This window comes from Streptomyces cyaneofuscatus (assembly GCF_033109485.1).
Lineage (GTDB): Bacteria > Actinomycetota > Actinomycetes > Streptomycetales > Streptomycetaceae > Streptomyces > Streptomyces cyaneofuscatus.
The window spans coordinates 3,022,574-3,045,266 of record NZ_CP137002.1; the positions used below are offsets into that span (position 1 = coordinate 3,022,574).

Consider the following 22,693-nt stretch of genomic DNA (forward strand, 5'->3'; position numbering starts at 1 on the left):
CACCGGGCGGCCCCCACGGGACGGGGGCCGGGCCGAGAGGTAGCGTCAGGGGACAGCGAGCCGTCCACCGGGCGGTCGAACCGTCCTTCGGACGGACATGACGAGATGGGGAAGACGTTCACCACATGCCGGACCGACGCCGTCGCACCGCCTTCCGCCTCCCGTCGCCCGCACGGGCCGCTCTGCTGATGCGGGAGCGCCAGTCCTCTTCGCCGGACTCCGCCCCGGAGTCGCCGGACTCCTCGTCCGCCTCCGGTTCCCCCGATTCCCCTTCGCCGGACGCACCGGCGAAGCCCGCCGACGACAATCCGTTCGCCGCGCCGCCGGCCGGCCGCCCCGACCAGCCGTGGCAGCCGCGCCACCCCTCGGGCTCCAGCCCGGCGAACGGCGGCGACGACGAGGGCTCCGGCGGCCGTTCGTCGTGGGGCAGCCAGTGGAGCAACAAGCAGCCCGGACGGGCCGGCGGCGGCTTCGGCGGCCGCTCCGGTTCCAACGGCCCGGGCGGCAAGGGCGGGCCCGACGGCAGCCCCGGCGGAATGCGCTGGGACCCGACCGACCCCATCCAGCGGCGCGCCCGCTACGCGCTGCTCGGCGGTATCTGGTCCGTCTTCTTCGCCCTCTTCGACCTCACGGAGATCGCCCTGCTGCTGGGCGCGCTCTCGGTGTACTGGGCCGTCAGCGCGCTGCGCGCCCAGCCCAGGAGCCCGGCCGCGACGGAGCGGACGGCGGTCGGCGCTGCCACGGGGGCCGCTACTCCGGCCGCCGGTGACGGGGGTGCCTCTCCGGCGCCCACCACGTCCCAGGGCGGCGGGCGCCCGCAGACCACGGCGGCGATCAGCGGTCTGGTGACCGCCCTGCTGGCCCTGATCATCGTGATCACGACGTACACGGTGCAGCTCGTCTACCGCGACTACTACACCTGCGTGAACGACGCCCTGACCAAGACCGGCGCGGTGGCCTGCAACGACCAGCTGCCGAAGCCGCTGGAACCGCTCTTCGGCGTCAAGGAGTAGCGCCGTCCCGGCCGTCGGCGGGCTTCTCGTCGGCGGGGGTCGCCGGCGTCTCCTCGAAGCGCGGGGCGGCCGGGACGCGTGCGGGGAAGTCGGCCATCAGGCCGCCGGAGCCCTGCTTGAGGGAGGCCCACCGGGCCTCCCTCATCTCTTTCCCATGCCAGTCTTTTTCGTGCCAGGGGTCGGTCGGCAGGAAGTCGTACGGTTCAAAGCCCGGATCGTCCTCGGTCGTACCGCCCGCCGGGGCCGGCCCTCCGGCCGGGTCCTCCTCGACGGTGCTGTCCCCGGGCGCGCCCGTGCGCCAGGGCGCCCACCAGCGGCCGGGCTTCCCGGTCTCCTCCGGTCCCTCCTCCGCCTCCTCCGGCACCGGGTCCGCGTCCGCCCCGTTCCCGCCGCCCCCTTTCCGTACGTCCTCGTCGGCCTCGGCTCCCCCGGTGTCCGCCGCCCCCTCCGGTGCGTCCGCGTCCCTGCGCCAGGCCCAGCCCCGTTCGCGCAGCCGCCACAGCCGCAGGAGCAGGGCCGCCGGTACGCCGATACCCGCCGTCCACGCCAGCGCCGCCGGGCCCGCCAGCCACCACACGGGCCCGAACGCGGCGAGCGCCCCGGACCCCAGCGGGCCGCCCGCCACCGCCATGAGCAGCGCCGTACCCGCTCCGCACCCCAGCGCGGCCAGCCCGGTCACCAGCACCGTCTCGCGCGGGCTCCAGGCCTGCGCCCGGGGGGCGTCGGCGGGGGCCGCCCGGCGTACGACGCACCAGGCGAGCGCCAGCGCGGCGACGGCCGGGACGGCGAGGGCCGCCCAGTTCAGCGGGGTGGCCGGGCCCTGGTCCGGGGCCGCCGCCAGCAGCGGGAAGTGGGGGACGGCCGGGGTCCCGGTGAGGCCCAGGGGGGTGGCCGTGGCGCCCGTACCGAGCGCGAAGCCGGGGCCGAGCCCGTACGCGGCGCCCCACAGCGCGGCGTTCGGCACCAGCGACACGGCGAGCAGCAGCACCGCCAGCCGCCCCGACCAGTCACCGGAGAGCGCCAGGAAGGAGTCCTGCGCCGCCGCCGCGTTCCGCCCCAGGGCCACCGCCACCAGGAGGGCACCACCGCCGACCAGCACCGCCACGCCGACCGCCGCCGCCCGGCACGCCGCCTCGGCCCGGTCGCGGAAGAGGGTCCGGGCGACGGCCTCCTGGAGCACCAGGGGCGACCAGGACGGCAGCGGCCCGAACGGGCGCCCCGCCGCCGTCCACACCCCGGCCGCCGCCGCACCGGCCACGACCAGCGCCACCGGGAACGCCAGCGTGTCCGGCACGACGCGCAGCGACCCGTCCCGCGCATAGGCCGCCGCGCCCGCCGCGACCAGCAGGTATCCGGCGGTCACCGCACAGAACGCGCCGGCCTGCGAGGGCCTTCGCCGCCCCTCCTCCGGCTCCGCCGCATCGCGCGCCGCCCGGTGCGCCAGCCAGACGGGGCCCGCCACGAGGAGCAGCGGGACCACGCCGACCGGCGCCGGGACGCCGCTGAGGGTGTCGGGGCGGACGAGTTCGGCGCCGTGCGCGAGGAGCCAGACCGCGGCCGCCGCGCGCAGTGCGCCGCCGGGTCCGCTGTCCGGGTACGGGGAGCTGATCCAGAGCACCGTCACCAGCACGGCCAGCGAACCGAGACCCAGCCCGGCGGCGGCCACGCCCCGCAGAAAGGCGGAGGCCAGGGCGAGGGTCCTGGTCCGTTCGGGCGGCAACATCGGGCTGCGTTCGGTCATTTGGGTCACGCCGCCCATGCTCCCAACGACACGCGCTTATCCCGCGTAACGCGCGAAGAGCCGCCGTGTCGCTCAATATACGTTTATGTACTTTTTCACCCAGTGCAGCGCTGCCGGGGGTCGTCCATGACCCGGAGCACCACCGACGAGGCCGCTGCACCGCCGCTGCCCTCCTCCCCCAAGGAGCGCCGCAGACTGCGCGAGGCGAAGTCGCTGAGCGAGGATCAGGTGGCGGCGGCCGTGGGCGTGACACGTGCCACCGTGCGCTCCTGGGAGACGGGGCGCACGACCCCGCGCGGCCGCAAGCGGGCGCTGTACGCGAAGCTCATCGCGCCCGACCCGAAGCCGAGGCCGAGGCCGGCGCGGAAGCCGAAGTCGCCTCCCGCGCCCCTTCCCGTGAAGGGGCCCGAGGTGGCACCCGTGCTTGAGGTGGTGCATGAGGCCGACGTGGAGCACGAGGCCGAGGCGGCACCCGCGCCCGGTGTGGCCCGTGCATCCGAGCCTGCTGTGGCGCGTGAACCTGAGGTGGCACCCGCGCCCGAGGCGGCCCCCGCGCCCCCACCGGCCCCCACGAGCCCTCCCCCGCCCCCCGAGCCGGAGCCCGAACCGCAGCCCGCCACTCCCCGGCTCTCCCCCGACGAGGCGTTCGACGCGCTGTACGCCCACGCCGCCCCCGGCCTCGTACGCCAGACCTACCTCCTGACCGGCCGCCGCAGCCTGGCCCGGGAGTCCGTCGAGCGGGCCTTCCAACTGGCCTGGCACCGCTGGCCCGAGGTGGCCGTGGACCGGGACCCGGTCGGCTGGGTGCGCGCGGCGGCGTACGAGTACGCGATGTCCCCCTGGCACCGGCTGCGCCGCGTCCACCGGCACCCCGACGCCCCGCCCTCCGAACCGGCCCGGCGGGCCCTGTTCGAGGCGCTGCTCGAACTCCCCCCGGCCTACCGGCGGACCCTGCTCCTCTACGACGGGGTCGGCCTGGACCTGCCGGAGACCGCGGCCGAGACGGAGGCGTCCACCCCGGCGGCGGCCGGGCGGCTGGAGGTGGCGCGGGCCGCCGTCGCCGAGCGGATGCCCGAACTGGCGGCCGCCGCCTCGCCCGCCGAACAGTCCGAGCTGCTCCACGACCGGCTCGGCGGGCTCGCCCGCGCCGAACACGTCCCGGCCCCGCCGCCCGCCCGCGCCGTGCGCACCGGCAGCGAGAACAAGGCGCGGCTCTGGACCAGGGCCGCCATCGCCTTCGCCGCCCTGCTCATCGGCGCGACCGCCCTGACCCTGCACACCGCGCCCACGCACTACGAGCAGCCCCTCTCCCCGCCCGAACGGGTCGGGGGCGTACCGCCGCGCGGTGGTCCGCAGAAGCTGACCCCGCAGGATCTGAAGCTCCAGAAGTCGCTGAACGAGCAGTTGGCGCACGGCCCGGAGCGGCTGGTGCCGCGGATCCCCTGAGCGTCGGTCCGGCCTCCGCTTCCGGGAACGCGAACGGCGCGGGCCCGCACCCCTTGTCGTTCAGGGGTGCGGGCCCGCGCCGTTCACGCGTGGCTCGGCTGCCTGGCTCAGGCGCCGAGGATCTCGCGCGCCAGCTTGGCGGTCTCGGTCGGCGTCTTGCCGACCTTCACGCCGGCGGCCTCAAGGGCCTCCTTCTTCGCCTGGGCGGTGCCGGAGGAGCCGGAGACGATGGCGCCCGCGTGGCCCATGGTCTTGCCCTCGGGGGCGGTGAAGCCCGCGACGTAACCGACGACCGGCTTCGTGACGTTCTTCGCGATGAAGTCGGCGGCACGCTCCTCGGCGTCGCCGCCGATCTCGCCGATCATCACGATGAGGTCGGTCTCCGGGTCCGCCTCGAACGCCGCGAGGGCGTCGATGTGCGTCGTACCGATGACCGGGTCGCCACCGATGCCGACGGCGGAGGAGAAGCCGATGTCACGGAGCTCGTACATCATCTGGTAGGTCAGCGTGCCGGACTTGGACACGAGACCGATGCGGCCGGGCTTGGTGATGTCGCCCGGGATGATGCCGGCGTTGGACTGGCCGGGGGTGATGAGACCCGGGCAGTTCGGGCCGATGATCCGGGTCTTGTTGCCCTTCTCGTTCGCGTACGCCCAGAAGGCGGCGGAGTCGTGAACGGCGATGCCCTCGGTGATGACGACCGCGAGCGGGATCTCGGCGTCGATCGCCTCGACGACGGCGGCCTTGGAGAAGGCCGGCGGCACGAAGAGGACGGAGACGTTGGCGCCCGTCTTCTCCATCGCCTCGGCGACGGAGCCGAAGACCGGTACCTCGGTGCCGTCGAAGTCGACGGACGTGCCCGCCTTGCGCGGGTTGACGCCACCGACGATGTTGGTGCCGTCGGCCAGCATGAGCTTGGTGTGCTTCATGCCCGTGGCGCCGGTCATCCCCTGGACGATGACCTTGCTGTCCTTGGTGAGGAAGATAGCCATGGTGTGGAGTCCCTCGTCCTTACTTCGCAGCCGCGGCGAGCTCGGCGGCCTTGTCGGCCGCGCCGTCCATGGTGTCCACGCGCTGCACGAGCGGGTGGTTGGCGTCGGAGAGGATCTTGCGACCGAGCTCCGCGTTGTTGCCGTCGAGACGCACGACCAGCGGCTTCTCGACCTTCTCGCCCTTGGACTCGAGCAGGGCGAGCGCCTGCACGATGCCGTTGGCGACCTCGTCGCACGCGGTGATGCCACCGAAGACGTTGACGAAGACGGACTTGACGTCCGGGTCGCCGAGGATGATCTCCAGGCCGTTCGCCATGACCTCTGCGGAGGCGCCGCCACCGATGTCGAGGAAGTTGGCGGGCTTCACGCTGCCGTGGTTCTCACCGGCGTACGCGACGACGTCCAGGGTCGACATGACCAGACCGGCACCGTTACCGATGATGCCGACCTCGCCGTCGAGCTTGACGTAGTTGAGGTTCTTGGCCTTGGCGGCAGCCTCGAGCGGGTTGGCTGCGGCCTTGTCCTCGAGCGCCTCGTGGTCGGGCTGGCGGAAGTCGGCGTTCTCGTCGAGCGAGACCTTGCCGTCCAGGGCCAGGATGCGGCCGTCCTTGGTCTTCACCAGCGGGTTCACCTCGACGAGGAGCGCGTCCTCGGCGACGAAGGTGTCCCAGAGCGTGACCAGGACCTCGGCGACCTTCTCGGCCACCTCGGCCGGGAACTTCGCCTGGGCCACGATCTCGCGGGCCTTGGCGATGTCCACACCGGAGTTGGAGTCGACCGGGACCTTCGCGAGGGCCTCGGGGGTCTTCTCCGCGACCTCCTCGATGTCCATGCCGCCCTGCACCGAGGCCATGGCCAGGAAGGTGCGGTTGGTGCGGTCCAGGAGGTACGAGACGTAGTACTCCGCCTCGATCTCCGGCGACAGCTCGGCGATCATCACCTTGTGGACCGTGTGGCCCTTGATGTCCATGCCGAGGATGTCGGTCGCCCGAGCGACCGCCTCGTCGGCGTCGGCGGCGAGCTTGACGCCACCGGCCTTGCCGCGGCCGCCGACCTTCACCTGCGCCTTGACGACAGACTTGCCGCCCAGCTTCTCGGTCGCCTCGCGGGCTGCCTCAGGCGTGTCGATGACTTCACCGGCCAGCACCGGTACACCGTGCTTGGCGAAGAGGTCCCTCGCCTGGTACTCGAACAGGTCCACGCGCGTCCGTCCCTTTTCAGTGGTATCGCGGTTCGTTCTTCTGCGTGGGCAGTGCCGCGAAGGGCAACGTGACTGCTCTGTCACTACGGAGGCGCACACGGTGTCCGAGTACGCGGCATGTCCATCCGGCAGGTTATCCCCGCACTCCGTGTGACCCTAAATCGCAGATCACACCTGAGCGGTGATAACGGTCACAGAGGGTGCCGGACGGGCGTGTCACGCGAGGTGTCCGCCGGTGTCCCGTGGTGTGTCCGCGGTCGGCTCCTCGCGCGGCTACGACCCGGTCTCCTTGTCCGGTACGGGCAGGGGCCGCTTCTCGATCGCGGCGGCCATGATGTCCGGGAAGAGGTCCGGCGTACAGGCGAACGCGGGGGCGCCCAGCGCGCCGAGTGCTGCCGCGTGCTCGTGGTCGTAGGCGGGGGCGCCCTCGTCGGAGAGGGCGAGCAGGGTCACGAACTGCACCCCGGACGCCTTCATCGCCGCCACCCGCTTGAGCATCTCGTCGCGGATGCCGCCCTCGTACAGGTCGCTGATGAGGACGACGACGGTGTCCGCGGGGCGGGTGATCTTCGACTGGCAGTAGGCGAGCGCCCGGTTGATGTCGGTGCCGCCGCCGAGCTGGGTGCCGAAGAGGACGTCGACCGGGTCGTCCAGCTGGTCGGTGAGGTCGACGACCGCCGTGTCGAAGACGACGAGGCGGGTGTCGAGGGTGCGCATGGAGGCGAGGACCGCGCCGAAGACCGAGGCGTAGACGACGGAGGCGGCCATCGAGCCCGACTGGTCGATGCAGAGGATGACGTCCTTCTTCACCGACTGCGATGCGCGGCCGTAGCCGATGAGGCGCTCGGGGACGACCGTGCCGGTGTCCGGGCCGCCGTCCGTACCGGGGATGGTCAGGTAGTTCTTCAGGTTGGCCCGGATGGTGCGGTCCCAGTCGATGTCCCGGTGGCGCGGCCGGCTGATCCGCGCCGAGCGGTCCAGGGCCCCGGTGAGGGTGGCCCGGGTGCGGCTCTCCAGCCGCTTCTCCAGGTCGTCGACGACCTTGCGGACGACGGCCCGCGCGGTCTCCTTGGTCGTCTCGGGCATGGCCTTGTTGAGGGAGAGCAGGGTGCCGACGAGATGGACGTCCGCCTCGACGGCCTCCAGCATCTCCGGCTCCAGGAGCAGCGCGGAGAGGCCGAGCCGGTCGATCGCGTCGCGCTGCATGACCTGGACGACGGAGCTGGGGAAGTACGTACGGATGTCGCCGAGCCAGCGGGCGACGGAAGGGGCGGACGCGCCGAGCCCGGCCGAACGTCCGCCGCTGCCCCGGCCGCCGGGCTTCTTCCCGCCGCCCCCGCCGTACAGCGCGTTCAGTGCGCCGTCCATCGCTACGTCCTGGCCGGTGAGGGTGCAGCCGGTGCTCTCCGCGCTGTCCGCGCCGAGCACCATGCGCCAGCGCCGCATCCGCTCGCCGTCGGCGGGGGGCGCGCTCTCTGCTTCGGTGTCCACCGTCTTCCCCGTTCGGTCGTGGTCGTGTGTGGCGTGGTCCTGTGTCGCGTGCCGGGTGGCGTGGGCGGTCATGCGGTCGCCTCCGCCGGTACGGGGGTGCGGCCGAGGAGCAGGTGCAGTACGGGCTCCACCGCGTCGGCCCGTTCCTGGTCGAGGCCGGGGCCGAAACCCGGGTAGGCGTGGTCCGTGGCGTCGTTCCGGGCGCCCTCGGGGACGGGGCCGCGCCGGACCAGCTCACCGAGGGTGCGGCGTACGCCCGGTTCGTAGGCGGAGAACGTACGGCGCAGGAGTGGCAGCACGTCGGTGAACGTGTCGGCGGGGACGCCGGTGAGCCACGCGTCGACCAGGGAGAGCAGCCGCTCGTCGTGGACCAGCAGCATGCCGCCGCCGGACGCCCCGCCGACGAACCCCTCGATCCAGGCAGCGGCGTCGGTGGGCGGGGTGCCGGGCGAGAGGGCCAGGCCCATGAGCCGGGCCGCCTCGTCCTCGGTCAGCCGTCCCTCGTCGAGGAGGAGCCGGGTGGCGCGGCCCCGGATGATCCCGGCGACCGTGTCCCGGCCGGCCAGCTTGCGCAGCACGGCGCCCCACCGGTCCCGGAGCCCTTCGGCGGGCGTGGCTTCGGCTCCGGAGGGCGTGGCGCCCGCGACGAGGAGCCCGATCGCGCTGTGCACCCCGTCGACCTGGCGGCGCAGCGCGTCGGCCCCGTCCGCGTCGAGGCCGGTGCAGGCCGGGGGCAGGCCGACGCAGATCCGCTCGGCGAGCCCGGCGGCGACCTCGGCGAGCGCGGCCGTGTCGGTGGAGCGCACGTCCCCGTAGCGGAGTGAGCGGGCGAGGGCGGGGAGGGCGTCGGCGAGGTGGCCGACGTCCGCGTCGAGTGCGGCGCGGTCGGCGAGGGCCTTCATCACGACGGGCAGCGCCTCGGGCAGTCCGGCCAGGAGGCAGTGCTCGGCGAGGGCGGTGACCTCGGAGAGCGCGGTGGCCGCGAGGGCCTGGGACTCGGCCTTCGCCGTGGCGGCGGTCTCGACCGTGGTCCCCCACACCCCGGCCTCGGCGACCCGGACGTGCAGCTCCGGCTCCCAGCGCAGCCGCCAGCTCTCCCGGAAGGTGCCGGTGCTGCCCCGGCCCTCAGCCGGTTCGCCCCAGCCGATGGAGAGGAGGCGCAGCCGGTGCAGCAGCCGGCTCTTCGCCGCGTCGGTCTCCTTGCGCAGGTCGAGGTCGAGCTCCTTCTCCAGCGCCTCCGGCTTGAGCCTCAGGGTGCGCTGGCTGCGGGTCAGATCGCGTTGGAGCGGGACGGCGGGGGCGCTGTCGGGCACCTCACCCAGGGTCTCGCCGACCACCAGGCGGTCCTGGATGAGCGCGAGGGGTACGTCGGAGCCCTCGCACATCACGGCCCGTACCGCGTCGGTGGTCTCGCTCAGCCCCGCCAGCGGACGGCCCCGCATCGCGGCGAGCGACTCGGCGAGCCGGACGGCCTCGATGACATGGGCGGTGGAGACGAACCGGTCCTCCTCGCGGAGCAGCCCGGCGACCTTCGTCATCCAGCGCTCGATCGGCCGGTCGGCGGCGCCGAAGAGGTGCCCGTACCAGCCGGGTGAGTCGATCCCGGCACCGTAACCGCTGTGCCGGGCCAGCCTGCGGTGGGTCCACGGCACCCACGTCATCTCGGCCTTGACCTTGGGGAGCCCCTTGAGGAGGGCGCGGTCGGCGGCGAGGGTGGTGCGGGCGGCGAGCGCGGGGACGTGCCAGGCGCCGCAGACGACGGCGACGCCGTCCCCGAACTCCTTGCGCGCGGTACGCAGCTGGATCCGCATGTACGCCTCGCGCACGGCGTCCCGGGGGTGGCCGCCGTCCCCGTACGCCTCGCGCAGGGCCGTCATGGCCTCCGCGAGCGCGGTGAACGGGGCGAGCGCGTCGGCGGTGGCGTCGGCGGCCGGTGAGCGGTGCTCGACGACGTCCTCCCACCAGCGCTCGGGGTCGTCGTATCCGGCGGTCTCGGCGAGCACGCGGATCGGGTCGACGTGGGGGGTGGCTTCCTCCTCAGGGGCCTCACGGGTCTCAGGGGTCTCAGGGGCGGGTCCGGTCTCCTCGCCCGGCTGATCGCCCGGCTGGTCTCCGTGGGGCTCCTTCAGGGCGAGGGAGTGGGTGGCGGGGAGGTCGATGAAGCGCACCGGGACGCCGTGGGCCAGCGCCCAGCGGATCGCCACCCACTCCGGCGAGAACTCGGCCAGCGGCCAGAACGCGGCCCTCCCCGGATCGTCCACGGCGTGGGCGAGCAGCGCGACGGGCGGGCGCATCTGCGGGTCGGCGGCGAGCGGCAGCAACGCGTCGCCCTCCGGCGGCCCCTCGATCAGCACGGCGGCCGGCCGGGCGGCTTCGAGCGCGGCGCGGACCGCGCGGGCCGAACCGGGGCCGTGGTGCCGCACGCCCAGCAGCAGCGGTCCGGCGACGGCGACGGCCCCGGCGGCGTTCCGGTCGTTCATACGGAGACCTCACGGCAGGCGCGGTAGAAGTCCTTCCAGCCGTCCCGCTCGCGCACCACGGTCTCCAGATACTCCTGCCAGACCACGCGGTCCGCGGCGGGGTCCCGGACGACCGCGCCGAGGATTCCCGCGGCGACATCGCCGGGGCGCAGGATGCCGTCGCCGAAGTGGGCGGCGAGGGCGAGGCCGTTGGTGACGACGGAGATCGCCTCGGCCGTGGAGAGCGTGCCCGAGGGCGACTTGAGCTTGGTGCGCCCGTCGGTGGTGACGCCGTCGCGCAGCTCCCGGAAGACCGTCACCACGCGCCGGATCTCGGCGAGCCCCTCGGGGGCGGCAGGCAGGTCCAGCGAGCGGCCGATCTGGTCCACGCGCCGGGAGACGATGTCGACCTCGGCGTCGGGCGTCGCGGGCAGAGGCAGGACGACGGTGTTGAACCGGCGGCGCAGCGCGCTGGAGAGCTCGTTGACACCCCGGTCGCGGTCGTTGGCCGTGGCGATGACGTTGAAGCCGCGGACGGCCTGGACCTCCTGTCCCAGCTCGGGGATGGGGAGGGTCTTCTCGGAGAGGATCGTGATGAGCGAGTCCTGCACATCGGCGGGGATGCGGGTCAGCTCCTCGACCCGGGCGGTCATGCCGTCCGCCATGGCCCGCATGAGCGGGCTGGGCACCAGCGCGTCGCGGCTGGGGCCGTGGGCGAGCAGCTGGGCGTAGTTCCACCCGTAGCGGACGGCCTCCTCCGGGGTGCCCGCGGTGCCCTGCACGAGCAGGGTGGAGTCGCCGCTGACGGCAGCGGCGAGATGCTCGGACACCCAGGTCTTGGCGGTCCCGGGGACGCCGAGCAGGAGCAGCGCGCGGTCGGTGGCCAGGGTGGTCACGGCCACCTCGATCAGCCGGCGCGGGCCCACGTACTTCGGTGTGATCACCGTGCCGTCGGGCAGCGTCCCGCCCTGGAGATAGGTGGCGACGGCCCAGGGCGACAGGCGCCAACGGGCGGGCCTGGGGCGGTCGTCGGCGGCGGCGAGCGCCTTCAGCTCATCGGCGAACGCGTCCTCGGCGTGCGGGCGCAGGGCCTCGGCACCGGACGCCTCGCCGACGGCGATGGGCGCGGCCGGGGTCGTGGTGGTGGTTTCGGGCACGGTCATGGATCCCCCTCCAGATCGTCGACAGATTCGGTCGACCTGACGTGGTTCCCACCGTGCACCATGCCACTGACAACGGGCCTCCGGACCGCTCCCACCTGGGCTTTGATCGCAGGTCAGGGGGATTGTCAGTGGTGCCGCCTACCGTCGTTCCCATGCTGCTATCTCACGGGGGAGAACCCTTGCCCGCCACGGAATCGGTGGCGCGCTGGACGGTGGAGCAGGTGCTGTCCCTGGCTCCTGACGACGCATCACGCAAGGCGGGGAACAAGCTGGCCACGGCCGGACACTGGTCGGGCACCGGCTTCGACGGATCGGGGGCGGTGTGGGGGCTGTGCAAGGGGAGCGGGAGCAAGCCGTATCAGACGGTGGTCGACACCACGGGCCCCGCGTACACGTGCAGTTGTCCGAGCCGGAAGTTCCCCTGCAAGCACGCGCTGGGCCTGCTGCTGCTCCGGGCCTCCGGCGACGGGTCGGTCCCGCAGGGTGAGCCGGCCGACTGGGCCGCGCAGTGGCTCACGGCCCGCCGGGGGCGGGCGGAGGCCAAGCAGGCCAAGCAGGAGGCCGCCGCGAGCGGGGAGGCGGCCCCCGGGCCCGCCGACAACGCCGCCGCCAGGAAGCGGGCGGAGCGCCGGGCGGAGCGCATCACCGCAGGGGCGCTGGAGCTGGAGCAGCGCCTGACGGACCTGCTGCGGGGCGGGCTCGCCACCGCCGATCGCGGGGGGTACGCCCTGTGGGAGGAGACCGCCGCCCGCATGGTCGACGCGCAGGCGCCCGGACTGGCGGGGCAGGTGCGGGAGTTGGGGGCCATACCCGGTTCCGGGCCGGGCTGGCCGGTGCGGCTGCTGGAGGAGTGCGGCCTGCTCCATCTGCTGGACACCGCCTGGCTGGGACGGGAGCGGCTGCCGGACCCGCTGGCCGCCACGGTGCGTACGCGGGTGGGGCTGCCCATGTCCGCGGAGGGCCCGCCGGTCCGCGACCGCTGGCTGGTCCTCGCGCAGTACGACACGCCGGACGGACGGCTCACCACCCGGCGGATCTGGCTGTACGGAAGGGAGTCGGACCGCACGGCCCTGCTGCTCTCCTTCGGCGCGATGGGCCGCGCCCCGGAGCTCGCCCTGCCGGTGGGCGTCACGATCGACGCCGAGCTCACGCCGTACCCGGGCGGCGGGCTCCGGGCCGATCTGGGGCGGCAGTTCGCCCCGCCCGCCGCGCCGCCGGGCACCCCGGTGCCGGACACCCCGCCACCGGGCGGCTCCACCGCGGCCGCCCTCGCGGCGTACGGGGAGGCGCTGCGGGGCGATCCCTGGCTCGACGCCTGGCCGGTCACCCTGCGGGACGTCATACCCGTGCCGTCCGAGGGCGGCTGGCAACTGGCCGACGCGGAGGGCGCGTCCGCGCTGCCCCTCTCCTCGGCGGCGCTGTCCCGTCCCGGGCTGTGGAAGCTCGTCGCGCTCTCCGGCGGCGGCCCGGTCACGGTCTTCGGCGAGCTGGGCCACCGCGGCTTCGACCCGTTCGCGGCCTGGGACACGGGAGGTACGGGGGGTGGGGACGGGTCCGGGGACGGTTCCGGGGCCGGGGCCGGGCCCCGGTCTGCGGAGGTCACCGACGGGGCCGTACGGCTCATCTGACCTGCGCGGGCCACCGCCCTCCCCCCAACCTCCCCCACTCGCGCCGATCACCCGATCTCCGCCGCCGACCGCCTGAACGCCCTGAACGCCACCGAAGGGGACCCGATGCCTCCCACCACCGCCGGCCCGACCACGGCCTCAGCCCACCCCCTCGCCTCCCACCCCCTCGCCGCCCTCCCCTGGGAGGAGCTGGTCACCTCGGCGCTGCTGGGCACCGACCGCCGCCCGCCGGCGGCTCCCGGGGGCACGGTGCCGGCCGACGGCCCGGCCGCCCTGCTGGACGCCGCCGCCCTGCACACCGTGCGGCGGCGGGCCGGGCTGCTGCCCGCCGTGCCGGGGGCCAGGCCCGCGCCCGCGCCGCACGACCCGCGCCCGCACCTCCCCGAGGCGGCCCGGCACCGGCTCGCCCAGCTGCTCGCCGACCGGGCCGCGCCGACCGCCTCCGGACGGCGCGGGGCCGCGCCCGACCTCACCGAGCTCATCCCGCAATGGCTGGCCACCGCCAACCGACGCGGCTTCCGGGCCCCGGCCGACCTGGTGCCGCCACTGCTGGACGCCGCGCGGGCCCGCACCGACCTGCGCCCGCAGGCGCTCGCCTTCGCCGGGCCGCTCGGCCTGTGGCTGGCCGCGCTGAACCCCGAGTGGAAGTTCGCCCTGCGCGGTGCAGCGGGCGGCTTACTGGTCCCCGACACCGGCGACCCGGAGGCGGTGCACCGGCTGTGGGAGGAGGGGCTGTTCGCGGAGCGGGTCGCGCTGCTCGATGCCGTACGGACGCGGGATCCGGCCGCCGCGCTCGCCCTGCTCACCACCACCTGGTCCACCGAGCGGGCCGAGGACCGGCTGATGTTCCTGGACTCCCTGCGGAACGGGCTCGGGGCACAGGACGAGGAGTTCCTGGAGCAGGCGCTCGCCGACCGCAGCCGTAACGTGCGCGCCACGGCGGCCGAGCTGCTCTCCGCCCTGCCCGCCTCGGCGTTCGCCGGGCGGATGGCGGCCCGTGCGACGTCGTGCGTCAACCCCGACCGTACGGGGGCGGGCGCGTCCATCGCCGTGGAGGCACCGCACGAGTGCGACGCCGGGATGCGGCGCGACGGGGTGGTGGCCGATCCGCCGACGGGCCGGGGCGAGCGGTCCTGGTGGCTCGGGCAGTTGGTGGAGGCCACGCCGCTCGGGGTCTGGCAGGAGCGGTTCGGCGGGCGCCCGGCGGCGGAGATCGTGGCACTGCCGGTCGCCGACGACTGGGCGGGCGAGCTGCACGCCGCCTGGTGCCGGGCCGCGGTGCGCCAGCGCCACCCGGAGTGGGCGCGGGCCCTGCTGGGTGAGCCGTCGGCGCCCCCGGCCGGCACGCCCGGGCCCACGTCGATCGCCGAGCGGTCCAAACTCCTCGCGGTGCTGTCCGAGGCCGAACGGGCCGACTGGGTGGCCGCGTTCATCGCCGCGCACGGGCTGTCGGAGGCGTTCCAGCTGCTCGGGGTCTGCACGGTGCCGTGGTCGGGCCCGCTCGGGCGCGCCGTGGTCGACGCGCTCGACATCGCGCGGGACGGCGGGAGTTACCCGTGGAGCTTCAGCGGGGTGATGGGCCTGGCCGAGCGCTGCCTCGACCCGGCCGAGGCGGATCGCCTGGAGGTCCTCACGGCCACCCCGGACGAGCAGGAGGGAGCGTCGCCGGGGGCCGGGGGGTACTGGTCGGAGGCGTTCCAGCGCCTGGTCTCCACGCTGCGCCTGCGCGCCGCGATGGAGGCCGAGCTGACCTGACCGCACCTGACGCCCGCCCCGGCCCGGGCCGCACCCCCGGCACCCCGAGTCCCGAAGGTGTCAGGCCTGCGCGGGCTGGCGGACGTTCGCGTTCACCCAGGTGACGATCTCGGTCGTCGTCGCCCCCGGGGTGAAGAGCTCCGCCACGCCCAACTGCTTCAGCGGGGCGATGTCGTCCTCCGGGATGATGCCGCCGCCGAACACCTTGATGTCCTCCGCCTCCCGCTCCTTCAGCAGCTCGATCACCTTCGCGAACAGCGTGTTGTGCGCCCCGGAGAGGATCGACAGGCCGATGGCGTCGGCATCCTCCTGGATCGCCGTGTCGACGATCTGCTCGGGTGTCTGGTGGAGCCCCGTATAGATGACCTCCATACCGGCGTCCCGCAGCGCCCGCGCGATCACCTTGGCCCCGCGGTCATGGCCGTCGAGTCCCGGCTTGGCCACCACCACACGGATCGGACCGGTCACACCCATCACTGCCTCCACATGGTCTCCCGTGCCTGAAGGGCCGGGGATGTGAACGAACGTTATCCACAGCATCCCGCAAGCCGCCGTTTCGCGGCAGGCGGGGAGGGGGAAATCACACGTGGGACATGTTCGCCAGGCGCCGTCCCCCGTAGAACGCGGCAATCCGGCCGCCGCGGGGACCGGCGCGGGGAGAGCCGCTATCGAGGTCGCCGTACCACCGTGCCGCCAGCCGCACGGCACGGTGGTACGGCCCGCCGCCGCCTCCCGGTGCGCCAATGCAGGAGGTCGGCGTGAAAGTCCTCCCCTTTCTCTCCCTACGGCCCCGCCTCCCCCGGCTGCCGGGCCCCCGGCTCTCCACCGCGCTGCTCGGCGCCACCGTGCTGGAGCTCGTGGTCCTCACCGGCCACCTGGCCGCCTACCCCTTCGGCCTCACCCAGGAGCGCGCCCCCCAGGAGCGCGTTCCCCAGGAGCGCCGCACCCCGGAACGCCGCACCCCGGACCTGCCGCAGGGCCCGCCCACCCTGCCCGGCTCCCCCGCCGCCGAACGCCCCGTCGTCCTCCTCCACGGGTTCATCGACAACCGCTCCGTCTTCGTCCTGCTGCGCCGCGCGCTCGCCCGGCACGGCCGCCGCCACCTGGCGTCCCTCAACTACTCGCCGCTCACCCGCGACCTGCGCACCGCCGCCGAGCTGCTCGGACGCCACGTGGAGGAGATCTGCGCCCGCACCGGGCAGCGCGAGGTCGACATCGTGGGCCACAGCCTCGGCGGCCTGATCGCCCGCTATTACGTACAACGCCTGGGCGGCGACTACCGGGTGCGCACCCTCGTCACGCTCGGCACACCGCACGGCGGCACCGCCGTCGCCCCCGGAGCCGGCCTTCACCCCATCGTGCGGCAGATGCGCGGCCGCTCCCCGCTGATCGAGGAGCTGCGCCTCCCCGCCCCCGGGTGCCGGACCCGGTTCGTCAGCTTCTGGAGCGAGCTGGACCAGGTGATGGTCCCGGTCGGGACGGCCTGCGTGGACCACCCCGACCTCGACGCCGTCAACGTACGCGTCACCGGAATCGGGCATCTCGCGCTGCCGGTGCACCCGGCGGTCGCCGCCGCGGTCCGTGAGGCTCTGGAGTCACAGGAGTCACAGGAGTTCCGGGAGGACACAGCTCCCTCAACCGGAACGCCTTCTGTCGCTTAAATTAGAACAGTTCTCGAACATAGGGCCAAGCATCTGTCTGCCGTCCACCGAAAGACGGCCGATTGCCCGTTTCCTGAGGACGCAAAACCTGCCGAAGATTGTCGTCCTCACATACTGCCGGGTACAGTCGCGGCCACTGCTTCCCCTTGGGACCCCCCTCACCGGGATCCAGAACAGTCCTGCTGCCGAGGCGAGAGAGAAGTTGGTGAACGACCAGCACCCCCACGCCGGGACCGTCGGGTACGACACCCGATCGACCGGCAGCTTCGACACCGACCCGCTCTTCGGTTCCCTTCCTGGTGGTTCCGAGACCACGGATTACGCGGCTTCCGGTTACGACACCTCTTATGGTGCCCACAGCGGCCCGTACGATTCCTCCGCCTGGGACACAGGCGCGCAGCAGACCGTCACGTACGACGCGTACGCCGCCCCGGCCCAGACCGCCGATCCCCAGCAGTGGGACACCGGCGCGACGCCCGTCTGGCAGCAGCAGCCCTCCGACCAGGACCCGGCCGCCCAGTGGCCGGCCACCGACACGGGCGCGTTCCCCACCGCCGGGTTCACCACGGCCGCGTACGGCACAGCCCCCTACGGGACGGGCGCCTACGAGACGGACGGGTACGACACCGGGGCGTACGCCACCGGCACCTACGGCACGGGAACGACGCACGACACCGGGACCTACGGCACCGGGACGTACGACGCGGGCACGTACGACGCGGCGACGTACGACACCGGCGCGTACGGGACGGTCGGCGCCGACGGGACCGGCGCGTACGACACCACCGCCTATACCACCGGGGTGTACGACACCGGCGCGTACGACACGGGGACGTACGACACCGGCGCCTACGACGCGACCGCCTGGAACTCCGGCGCCACGCCCGAGGACGCGGCGTACGAACCCGAACAGACTTCGCAGCAGCTGTACGAACAGCAGGCGCCCGAAGAAGAGTCCGGCACCACCGAGTTCGCCGTCCTCGAAGAGACCGATCACGCGACCGGCCCCGCCCCGGAAGCCGCCCCCACCGACGACGGCGACACCTCCGAAGCCCTGCCGCTCACCGTGGTCCGCACCCCCGCCCCCCGCAGCCGAGCGCGCCGCCGCAGCCCCGCCAAGCGGTCCGCTCTCCTCACCGTCGCCGTCCCCTCCGCCTGCGTGATGAGCGTCGCGGGCATCGCGGCCGCCTCCGTCAGCGGGATCAGCGACGAGGACAAGCCGGAGAAGACCACCTCGCTGGCCGTCGCCGATCCGACCACGGTCAAAGCGGTCGCCGCGAACAACAAGCTCGACAGCCAGCTGGAGCAGCTCTCCGAGGGCAGCGACGACTTCCGCCAGCGCGCGAGCCGCACCCAGGAGCGCATCGACCTCAAGCAGCGGCAGGCCGAGGAGAAGAAGAAGCGCGAGGAGGAGGCCGCCCGCCGCGAGGCGCTGCGCCCCAAGTTCGTCCTGCCGGTCAAGCAGCACGGGCTGAGCGCCTACTACGGCCAGGCGGGTGTCAACTGGATGTCCGTGCACACGGGCATCGACTTCCCCGTCGGCTACGGCTCCCCGGTGATGGCCGCGACCGACGGCACCGTGCGCACCCAGTACAACAGCGCCTACGGCAACATGGCGATCGTGACCATGGCCGACGGTACGGAGACCTGGTACTGCCACCTCAGCAGCACCAAGATCCGGTCCGGCCCGGTGAAGGCCGGTGACGTCATCGCGTACGCGGGCAGCTCCGGCAACTCCACCGGCCCGCACCTGCACTTCGAGGTCCGGCCCGGCGGCGGCGCGTCGATCGACCCGCTGGTGTGGCTGCGGAGCCACGGCGTCAACCCGACCTGACGGAGAACGTACGAACATACGGAAGAGGGGCGGTACGGCTTCAGCAGAAGCCCGTACCGCCCCTCTCGCGTAATCCCCGTACGCCCCGCCCTACAGCTTCTCGACCGGCGCGTACCGCAGGAGCAGCTTCTTCGGGCGCTCGTCGCCGAAGTCCACCGTCGCCTTGGCCTGGTCGCCGAACCCTTCGACGGCCGTCACCGTGCCGAGCCCGAACTGGTCGTGCGTGACCCGGTCCCCGACCACCAGCGTGACCGTGGGCTTGTCCGTGGTGCGCCGGGTCGCGAAGCCCGAGGGGCCGGAGCGGGCGCGCGAGGAGGAGAGCGAGGACGTGATGCCCGAGGTGGGTCCGGCCGGGGCGGCCATCGGGCCCTTGCGCTTCCACTCCAGGTGCGCTTCCGGGATCTCCTCCAGGAAGCGCGAGGGCGGGTTGTACGAGGGCTGGCCCCAGGCGCTGCGCATGGCCGCCCGGGTCAGGTAGAGCCGCTCGCGGGCGCGGGTGATGCCGACGTACGCCAGGCGGCGCTCCTCCTCCAGCTCCTTGGTCTGGCCGAGGGCCCGCATGTGCGGGAAGACGCCGTCCTCCATGCCGGTGAGGAAGACGACCGGGAACTCCAGGCCCTTCGCCGTGTGCAGGGTCATCAGCGTGATGACGCCGGAGCCGTCCTCGTCCTCGTCGGGGATCTGGTCGGAGTCGGCGACGAGCGCGACCTTCTCCAGGAACTCCGCGAGCGTGCCGGCGCCCTCCTCCTCCCCGCGCTCCTGCTCGAACTCCAGGGCCACGGCGGCGAGTTCCTGGAGGTTCTCGATACGGGTCTCGTCCTGCGGGTCGGTGGAGGCCTGGAGCTCGGCGAGATAGCCCGTGCGCTCCAGCACCGCTTCCAGCACGACGGCGGGTCCGGCGCCGGACTCGACGATCGTACGGAGCTCCTCCATCAGCGTGTTGAAGCGCTTGACGGCGTTGGAGGAGCGGGCCGCCATGCCGTACGCCTCGTCGACGCGGCGCAGCGCCTGCGGGAAGGAGATCTTCTCGCGCAGCGACAGGGCGTCGATCATGGCCTCGGCGCGGTCGCCGATGCCGCGCTTGGGCACGTTGAGGATGCGGCGCAGCGGGACGGTGTCCTCGGGGTTGGCGAGGACGCGGAGGTAGGCCAGGACGTCCCGGACCTCCTTGCGCTCGTAGAAGCGCACGCCGCCGACGACCTTGTAGGGCAGGCCGACGCGGATGAAGATCTCTTCGAAGACACGGGACTGGGCGTTGGTGCGGTAGAAGACGGCGACGTCGCCCGCCTTCGCGTCGCCCTTGTCCGTCAGTCGGTCGATCTCGTCGGCGACGAACTGCGCCTCGTCGTGCTCGGTGTCGGCCACATAGCCGGTGATGCGGGCGCCGGAGCCGGCGTTGGTCCACAGGTTCTTGGGGCGGCGGCTCTCGTTGCGCTCGATGACCGCGTTGGCGGCGGAGAGGATCGTCTGCGTGGAGCGGTAGTTCTGCTCCAGGAGGATCGTCTTCGCGCTCGGGTAGTCCTCCTCGAACTGGAGGATGTTGCGGATGGTCGCGCCCCGGAAGGCGTAGATCGACTGGTCCGCGTCACCGACGACGCACAGCTCGGCGGGGGCGTCCGCCTCCCCGGCCGGGCCGACCAGCTCCCGTACCAGCGTGTACTGGGCGTGGTTGGTGTCCTGGTACTCGTCGACCAGGACGTGGCGGAAGCGGCGGCGGTAGTGCTCGGCGACGTCCGGGAAGGCCTGGAGGAGGTGGACCGTCGTCATGATGATGTCGTCGAAGTCCAGCGCGTTGGCCTCGCGCAGGCGGGCCTGGTAGAGCGCGTACGCCTGGGCCAGGGTCTTCTCGAAACCGTCGGCGGCCTGCCCGGCGAAGGTCTCCTCGTCGATGAGCTCGTTCTTGAGGTTGGAGACCTTGGCGGTGAAGGACTTCGGCGGGTAGCGCTTGGGGTCCAGGTCGAGATCGCGGCAGACCAGGGCCATCAGGCGCTTGGAGTCGGCGGCGTCGTAGATCGAGAACGACGAGGTGAAGCCGAGCTTCTTCGACTCGCGGCGCAGGATGCGGACGCATGCGCTGTGGAAGGTCATGACCCACATGGCGTTGGCGCGCGGGCCCACCAGCTGCTCGACGCGCTCCTTCATCTCGCCGGCGGCCTTGTTGGTGAAGGTGATCGCGAGGATCTGCCCCGGGTGCACCCCGCGCTCGGCCAGCAGGTGGGCGATGCGGTGGGTGAGCACCCGGGTCTTGCCCGAGCCGGCCCCGGCGACGATGAGCAGCGGGGACCCGGCGTGCACGACGGCGGCGCGCTGCTCGGTGTTCAGCCCGTCGAGCAGCGCGGCGGCGTCGATGACCGGGCGCGGGTGGCCGTCGCGGTAATACCCGTCCCGGGGCGGCGGGGGCGCGTCGTAGACGCCCTCGAAGAGCCCCTCCGGCACCGCTTCGGGTGCGTGGTCCTCGGGGGGCGGCGGCGGGCCGTCCTCCGTGGGCTGGAGGCCGGTCAGGAAACTGTCGTCAAAGAGGCTGCTCATCGCCTCCCGAGTCTAGGCGGCCGCACTGACAACGTTCGGCCGAAGGCCGGAAGCGATACCGGAAGCGATCCGGAACCGACCCGGAAGGGACCCGGAAGGGACCCGGAAAGGGCCGTTCCCAGCCGTACGCACGGAGAACGGACGTCCACGTTCCGTGAAGGAACGCCCGGCCGGAGGGGGCGCACGGCTCCCGATCCGAGAAGGTCACGAAAATGTATCGGGCATATCGCTCATCCTCCTTCCCAGCGGTGCCACCGGTTGGCTAGCGTGCTCGGTCAGGTGATCCGTAATCTCCCTGAGACGAACCGCGTCTCACGGTCACCTCTGCCGAATCCGTGCTGCCCTCCCGGCAGTTCGGAACCGGGGACCCACACGCACAACCGGGGTGAATCGGTCCGTACCCTCGCACAACGGACCGTAGGGCAGCCTTCCGTTCCGTCCGAACCCGACAGCTAACCCGGTAGGCGGTCCACGGAAGGAGATGCCGGTCTTGGCATCGCATCGCAAGCCGCGCACGAAGGTGCGCACGACCACCCCCGCCGTCGGGTTCACGACGGCCGCGCTGGCCTCGGTGACGCTGCTCTCCACGCAGAGCGCGACCGCCGCCCCCGTCGAGCCGAAGCCGGCCATCGAGGACGTCCAGAAGAAGGTCGACGAGCTGTACCGGCAGGCGGGCAGCGCGACCCAGCAGTACAACCGGGCGAAGGCCGCCTCCACCGCCCAGCGCGCCAAGGTCGACACGCTGCTCTCCGACGTGGCGAAGCGGACCGAGAAGATCAACGAGGCCCGCCGGGAGCTGGGCGCCTTCGCCGCCGAGCAGTACCGCACCGGCGGCATCGCGCCGACCGCCACCTTCTTCCTGGCGGACGACCCGCAGGCGTACTTCGACCAGAGCCGGCTGATGAGCCGGTCCACGGAGCGGCAGCAGAAGGCCGTCGACGACTTCCGTACGCAGCAGGCGGCGGCGTCGAAGAAGCGCGCGGAGGCCGTGCAGAGCCTGGAGTCGCTCACCGAGACGCAGACCACGCTGCGCTCCAGCAAGCAGCAGGTGCAGAACAAGCTCACCGAGGCCCGGTCCCTGCTCGCGAAGCTGACCGCCGAGGAGAAGGCGCGGCTGGCGGAGCTGGAGCGCAAGAAGGAGGCCGAGGCCAAGGAGAAGGCGGAGAAGCTGGCCCGCCGCCAGGCCGCCGAGGCCAAGGAGCGCGAGGAGCGCGAGGCGGCGGAGAAGAAGGCCCGCGAGGAGGCTGCGAAGGAGTCCGGCGGGGACAGCGGCTCCGGCTCCGGCAGCGGTACGGGTACGGGGACGAGCCCGGGATCCGGTACGGGCACGGGTACGGGGACCGGTACGGACGGCAGCTACGCCGCGAAGGCCGAGAAGGTGCTGGCCTTCGCCCGCGCCCAGATCGGGAAGCCGTACGTGTGGGGGGCCTCGGGCCCGGCCTCGTACGACTGCTCGGGGCTGACGCAGGCGGCCTGGCGGGAGGCGGGGGTGACGCTGCCCCGGACCACCTGGGACCAGGTGAAGGTGGGCACGCGGGTCGCCACGTCCGACCTTCAGCCGGGGGACCTGGTCTTCTTCTACGACGACATCAGCCACGTCGGCATCTACAAGGGCGACGGGATGATGATCCACGCCCCGAAGCCGGGGGCGAACGTCCGCGAGGAGTCGATCTACTACATGCCGATCTACGGCAGCGTGCGCCCGGCGTAGTGCCGGAGGTCCCGGGCCGGCCGCCGAGAGGCCGGCCCGGGAACCCTCAGGTCCAGAGCCCGGGACCCC

15 protein-coding genes and 1 riboswitch are annotated in these 22,693 nt (G+C 73.2%); of the genes, 7 read left to right on the plus strand and 8 right to left on the minus strand.

Going from position 1 to position 22,693, the window contains the following annotated elements:
* Positions 1–125 precede the first annotated feature (125 nt).
* Positions 126–1,013, plus strand: a complete 888-nt coding sequence (locus R2B67_RS12840) for a hypothetical protein (RefSeq protein ID WP_317817995.1) — start codon at positions 126–128, stop codon at positions 1,011–1,013.
* On the opposite strand, the gene R2B67_RS12845 is transcribed toward R2B67_RS12840, so the two are convergent.
* The gene (locus tag R2B67_RS12845) at positions 1,003–2,754 is read right to left on the minus strand and encodes a cell division protein PerM (protein ID WP_317824839.1); all 1,752 of its coding nucleotides are present in this window, start codon (positions 2,752–2,754) and stop codon (positions 1,003–1,005) included. The genes R2B67_RS12840 and R2B67_RS12845 overlap by 11 nt on opposite strands.
* Before the next feature lie 126 nt (positions 2,755–2,880).
* On the opposite strand from R2B67_RS12845, the gene R2B67_RS12850 reads away from it, so the two are divergent.
* Complete coding sequence (locus R2B67_RS12850) at positions 2,881–4,200, plus strand: helix-turn-helix domain-containing protein (RefSeq protein WP_317817996.1); 1,320 nt, start codon at positions 2,881–2,883, stop codon at positions 4,198–4,200.
* A 107-nt stretch (positions 4,201–4,307) separates the two neighbouring features.
* Here the strand turns inward: R2B67_RS12850 and sucD are convergent, their stop codons facing one another.
* From sucD to R2B67_RS12875, 5 genes are all read right to left on the minus strand, one after another.
* Positions 4,308–5,192, minus strand: coding sequence for a succinate--CoA ligase subunit alpha (gene sucD / locus R2B67_RS12855; protein ID WP_018510498.1), 885 nt, complete (start codon positions 5,190–5,192; stop codon positions 4,308–4,310).
* A gap of 19 nt (positions 5,193–5,211) precedes the next feature.
* Entirely contained in the window at positions 5,212–6,393 is a 1,182-nt protein-coding gene (gene sucC / locus R2B67_RS12860; RefSeq protein ID WP_018510499.1) for an ADP-forming succinate--CoA ligase subunit beta, read from the minus strand.
* Positions 6,394–6,666: 273 nt separating this feature from the next.
* Positions 6,667–7,956: a VWA domain-containing protein gene (locus tag R2B67_RS12865; protein WP_317817997.1), complete on the minus strand. Its 1,290-nt coding sequence runs from the start codon at positions 7,954–7,956 to the stop codon at positions 6,667–6,669.
* Positions 7,953–10,364 carry a DUF5682 family protein gene (locus R2B67_RS12870; RefSeq protein WP_317817998.1) on the minus strand — a complete coding sequence of 804 codons (2,412 nt, stop codon included), beginning with the start codon at positions 10,362–10,364 and terminating at the stop codon, positions 7,953–7,955. The genes R2B67_RS12865 and R2B67_RS12870 overlap by 4 nt, the downstream gene beginning before the upstream one ends.
* Positions 10,361–11,506 (minus strand): ATP-binding protein, encoded by a 1,146-nt coding sequence (locus R2B67_RS12875; protein WP_317818000.1) that lies wholly within the window; start codon positions 11,504–11,506, stop codon positions 10,361–10,363. The genes R2B67_RS12870 and R2B67_RS12875 overlap by 4 nt, the downstream gene beginning before the upstream one ends.
* 152 nt (positions 11,507–11,658) lie before the next feature.
* Here R2B67_RS12875 and R2B67_RS12880 point away from each other — a divergent pair, with 152 nt between their 5' ends.
* Entirely contained in the window at positions 11,659–13,134 is a 1,476-nt protein-coding gene (locus R2B67_RS12880; RefSeq protein ID WP_317818002.1) for an SWIM zinc finger family protein, read from the plus strand.
* A 105-nt stretch (positions 13,135–13,239) separates the two neighbouring features.
* Positions 13,240–14,889 carry a DUF5691 domain-containing protein gene (locus R2B67_RS12885; protein ID WP_317818003.1) on the plus strand — a complete coding sequence of 550 codons (1,650 nt, stop codon included), beginning with the start codon at positions 13,240–13,242 and terminating at the stop codon, positions 14,887–14,889.
* A gap of 60 nt (positions 14,890–14,949) precedes the next feature.
* On the opposite strand, the gene R2B67_RS12890 is transcribed toward R2B67_RS12885, so the two are convergent.
* Positions 14,950–15,363: a coenzyme B12-dependent isobutyryl CoA mutase small subunit gene (locus R2B67_RS12890; RefSeq protein ID WP_018510505.1), complete on the minus strand. Its 414-nt coding sequence runs from the start codon at positions 15,361–15,363 to the stop codon at positions 14,950–14,952.
* 269 nt (positions 15,364–15,632) lie between these two features.
* Between R2B67_RS12890 and R2B67_RS12895 the strand changes: the two genes are divergently transcribed.
* A complete protein-coding gene (locus R2B67_RS12895; RefSeq protein ID WP_317818005.1) occupies positions 15,633–16,550 on the plus strand; it encodes a lipase family alpha/beta hydrolase in 918 nt (305 codons plus the stop codon).
* Positions 16,551–16,755: 205 nt separating this feature from the next.
* On the plus strand, positions 16,756–18,384 hold the full coding sequence (locus R2B67_RS12900; protein ID WP_317818006.1) for a M23 family metallopeptidase: 1,629 nt from the start codon (positions 16,756–16,758) through the stop codon (positions 18,382–18,384).
* A 90-nt stretch (positions 18,385–18,474) separates the two neighbouring features.
* On the opposite strand, the gene pcrA is transcribed toward R2B67_RS12900, so the two are convergent.
* The gene (pcrA, locus tag R2B67_RS12905; RefSeq protein WP_317818008.1) at positions 18,475–20,913 is read right to left on the minus strand and encodes a DNA helicase PcrA; all 2,439 of its coding nucleotides are present in this window, start codon (positions 20,911–20,913) and stop codon (positions 18,475–18,477) included.
* A gap of 315 nt (positions 20,914–21,228) precedes the next feature.
* Positions 21,229–21,396: riboswitch (cyclic di-AMP (ydaO/yuaA leader) on the plus strand.
* Here pcrA and R2B67_RS12910 point away from each other — a divergent pair.
* Positions 21,395–22,624, plus strand: coding sequence for a C40 family peptidase (locus R2B67_RS12910; RefSeq protein ID WP_317818009.1), 1,230 nt, complete (start codon positions 21,395–21,397; stop codon positions 22,622–22,624). It overlaps the preceding riboswitch by 2 nt.
* Positions 22,625–22,693: the final 69 nt, after the last annotated feature.